2 protein-coding genes are annotated in these 3,474 nt (G+C 65.2%); both read left to right on the top strand.

Features of this window, described 5'->3' with window-relative positions:
• Positions 1 to 146 precede the first annotated feature (146 nt).
• Positions 147 to 1,094, top strand: a complete 948-nt coding sequence (locus J0A65_RS21805) for a helix-turn-helix transcriptional regulator (protein ID WP_206596431.1) — start codon at positions 147 to 149, stop codon at positions 1,092 to 1,094.
• Positions 1,095 to 1,229: 135 nt separating this feature from the next.
• Entirely contained in the window at positions 1,230 to 3,437 is a 2,208-nt protein-coding gene (fauA, locus tag J0A65_RS21800; RefSeq protein ID WP_206596430.1) for a TonB-dependent alcaligin siderophore receptor FauA, read from the top strand.
• Positions 3,438 to 3,474 lie beyond the last annotated feature (37 nt).

Genomic DNA, 3,474 nt, shown 5'->3' with positions numbered 1-3,474 from the left:
GACAAGGCCAGCTACGCCACCGGCGCACTGCTGGATATCGCCGGCGGGCGCTAGTCCCAGGGCAGCAAGGGCGCGGCCATACCAGCGAAATACGCAAATGATAATCAATGTTATCATCTGCGTTTTCGACGCCCCGGGTGACGCCCATGGTCCAGCCCCTGCACGCCCCATGCCTCTACTCGCTGGATGACCTGCGCCAGCTGGGCCGCCGCCATCATGTGCACTACAGCCTGATTGGCACACAGCATGAAGACAACCCGTGCGTGATGCGGGGCTACATCAACGAGCAGCAAACCCGCCTGGGCATGACCCTGGTCAGCTCCGAGGTGCACACCTTGCATGGCTACCAGGCGCAGTCCTTCACCGCCCCCAGTCTCACCATGATCGTCCTGCTGGAAGGACAGGCCCAGCTCGACGGCGCCACCTCCACCACCCTCACGCCGGGTCAGGGCGTCACCCTGCTCAGCCAGGACGGGCCCGGCCAGAGTGCCCGGCATCACGCTCATCACCACCTGCGTGGTCTCAACCTGTCCATCGCTGACATCGATGACCTGGCGGACGAGCAACTGGCCGATCTGTTGCGTGCCAGCCTCCGACAGCGCCGCGTGTACACGCAACGCTGGAGCGTTCCGGCAAACCTGCAGCCAGCCCTGCAGGCCCTGGCCGGCGAACGCTCGCACGGTTGCCTGCAGCGCCTGCTGCACGAAGGCCTGGCACTGCAGCTGCTGGCACATGGCCTGAACGCCATCGACGCCGACGAGCGCCACGCGCCCTCGCTCAACCCACGTGACCGCAGCCTGCTGGAGCGGGTACGCGACTACCTGCATCAGGAACCTGGAGCCGAGCACAGCCTGCATCAGCTGGCACAGCTGGCGTGCATGAGCCCCAGCTCTCTGCGTCAGAAGTTCCAGCAGGCCTATGGCGTCAGCGTCATGGCCTACCTGCGCCAGCGCCGCATGGAGCTGGCCAGGCAATACCTCGGACAGGGCTGGCGCGTTCAGGATGTCGCCCACTACGTCGGCTACCGCCATGCCAGCAACTTCGCCACCGCATACCGGCAACACTTCGGCGTCGCACCCCGCGAATCCATCTAGCCTCGCCCGACAGCATCCTCGCAGCGTCGTTCCAGGCCTGGCATCCGGCAAAGGAAAACTGGCATCGAGCAAAGGTATCGCCCGGACAAATGTGAATAATTCTCATCGACAAATTTTCCCGATGAGACGCCTGCAATGTCGAAATGCTCGATCCTCCCGCTCGCCCCGACCCTGCGCCGCGCATTGCTCGCCAGCGCCCTGCTGCCCCTGGCGGCAGGCGCAGCCGTGCAAGAGGACGTTGAAGACACAGACGCACACGAAAGCAGCCTGACGCTGCCGGCGATGAACGTGCAGGGCACGCAGCTGCCGCAGTCCGAAACCGAGGGCACCGGCAGCTACACCACCGGCAGCATGTCCACCGCCGTGGGTCTGCCGCTGTCGATCCGCGAGACGCCGCAATCGGTGAGCGTCGTCACCCGACAGCAGATCGAAGATCGCGGCCTGCGCGACACCGCCGCGATACTCGCCAGCGCCCCCGGTATCTCGATGAGCCGCAGCGACAGCAATCGCGTGTCGTTCTCCGCTCGCGGCTTCGACATCGACAACTTCCAGTTCGATGGCCTGGCTTCGCCGATCAACAACTTCTGGAACTTCGGCGCCACCGATGTCGACTCGGCGATCTACGATCGCGTCGAGATCGTGCGGGGCTCCACAGGGTTGCTGACCGGCGCCGGCAATCCTTCGGCTGCGGTCAACTTCATCCGCAAGCGCCCGCTGCCAGCGTTCGCCATCGGCGGCTCGCTCGGCAGCGGACGCTGGGACCAGCGCCGTGGCGATATCGACATCTCCACCCCGCTGACTGCAGACGGCCGGATCGCAGCCCGCGTGGTGGCGGCCTACTCCGAGCGCGATACCTTCATCGACTATCAGCACTACGACAGTGCAACCCTGTACGGCGTGATCAGCGCGGAGCTGACCCCACGCACGCAACTCACGCTGAGCCTCGAACACCAGAAGAACGATACCGACGGCATGGGCGCGGGCGTGCCGATGTTCTATGCCGACGGGTCGCGCACCCACTATGGCCGCTCCACGGCCAACAACACCCAGTGGTCGTACTTCGGCACCGAGTCGAACACCGCCTTCATCGATCTCGAACACCAGTTGGAAAACGACTGGAAACTACGCGCGGCCTACAGCCGCACCGAGGCCGACTACGCGATGCGCTATGTGTTTCGCGGCGGCTATCCGGACCGCAACGACGCAGGCATGAGCGCCAGCTTCCTCAAGTATGACGGCGAGCGCACCCGTGACGACTGGCACCTGACCGGCAGCGGGCCGTTCGAGCTGCTGGGCCGCACACATGACGCCGCGTTCGGCTGGATGAGCATCGCCGACGACCTGCAGATGGACCAGTACCTGCCGCTGCCCGGCACCGCGCCGATCGCCGATTCGCAACTGGACTGGAGCAACGGCGCGATTGCCGAACCCATCTGGTCGGGCACGCGCGCCAACGGCGACCGCACCGATATCCGCCAGACCGGCGGCTATGCGGTGACACGCCTGTCGCTGGCCGATCCGCTGCATCTGATCCTGGGGGTTCGCGTCAGCACCTGGGAGATCGAACAGAACTACTTCGGCACCCAGCGCACCTATCGCTACAGCGACGAGGTCACGCCCTACGCCGGCCTGATCTATGACCTCGACCGGACCTACAGCCTGTACACGAGCTACACCAGCATCTTCAAGAACCAGACGCAGCGTGCGCCGGATGGCAGCTTCCTCGATCCGGTCAGCGGCGACAGCTACGAACTCGGCATCAAGGCGGGCTACCTGGACGGCCAGCTGAACGCCGCCCTGTCGGTCTATCGCACCAGGCAGGAAGGCCTGGCCGAGGCCATTCCCGATACCTTCCTGATCGCCGACCCCAGCCAGCAGGCCTACAAGGCCGGCGAGGGGGCCGTGGTCGACGGCTTCGACCTGGAGCTGAGCGGCGCGCTGAGCGAGGCATGGAACCTGTCCACCAGCTACACCCACTTCATCGCCCGCAATGCCGAGGGCAAGGCGATCAATAGCACCCACCCACGCACGCAGTTCAAGCTGTTCACCACCTACCGGCTGGACGGTGTACTGAGGGATCTGACCCTGGGCGGCGGCACGACCTGGCGCAGCGGCATCTCACGCGCCAACACCGGCAGCCCCAACGGCCCGGTGGACGTCAGCGCGGACAGCTATGCCCTGGTCGACCTGATGGCCAGGTACCAGATCAGCGAACACATCGCGGCGACCGCCAACCTCAACAACGTCTTCGACAAGCAATACCTCGAGCAGGTCGGCTTCTACAGCCAGCTCTGGTATGGCGAGCCGCGCAACCTGCAATTGACCCTGAGCGCGAGATTCTGAGCGTCGGCCGCCATCCGGGGCCGGTTGGCAGCTTCTC

Origin of the sequence: Bowmanella yangjiangensis (genome assembly GCF_017255015.1) — a bacterium.
Taxonomy (GTDB): domain Bacteria; phylum Pseudomonadota; class Gammaproteobacteria; order Enterobacterales; family Alteromonadaceae; genus Bowmanella; species Bowmanella yangjiangensis.
Note: the sequence above shows the minus strand (reverse complement) of the source record. Positions and strands in the feature narration are given on the sequence as shown.

Excerpts from the sequence above, each read along its gene's own strand:
- J0A65_RS21805 (WP_206596431.1), top strand. The coding sequence starts at position 147 with ATGGTCCAGCCCCTGCACGCCCCATGCCTCTACTCGCTGGATGACCTG.
- fauA (WP_206596430.1), top strand. The coding sequence starts at position 1,230 with ATGTCGAAATGCTCGATCCTCCCGCTCGCCCCGACCCTGCGCCGCGCA.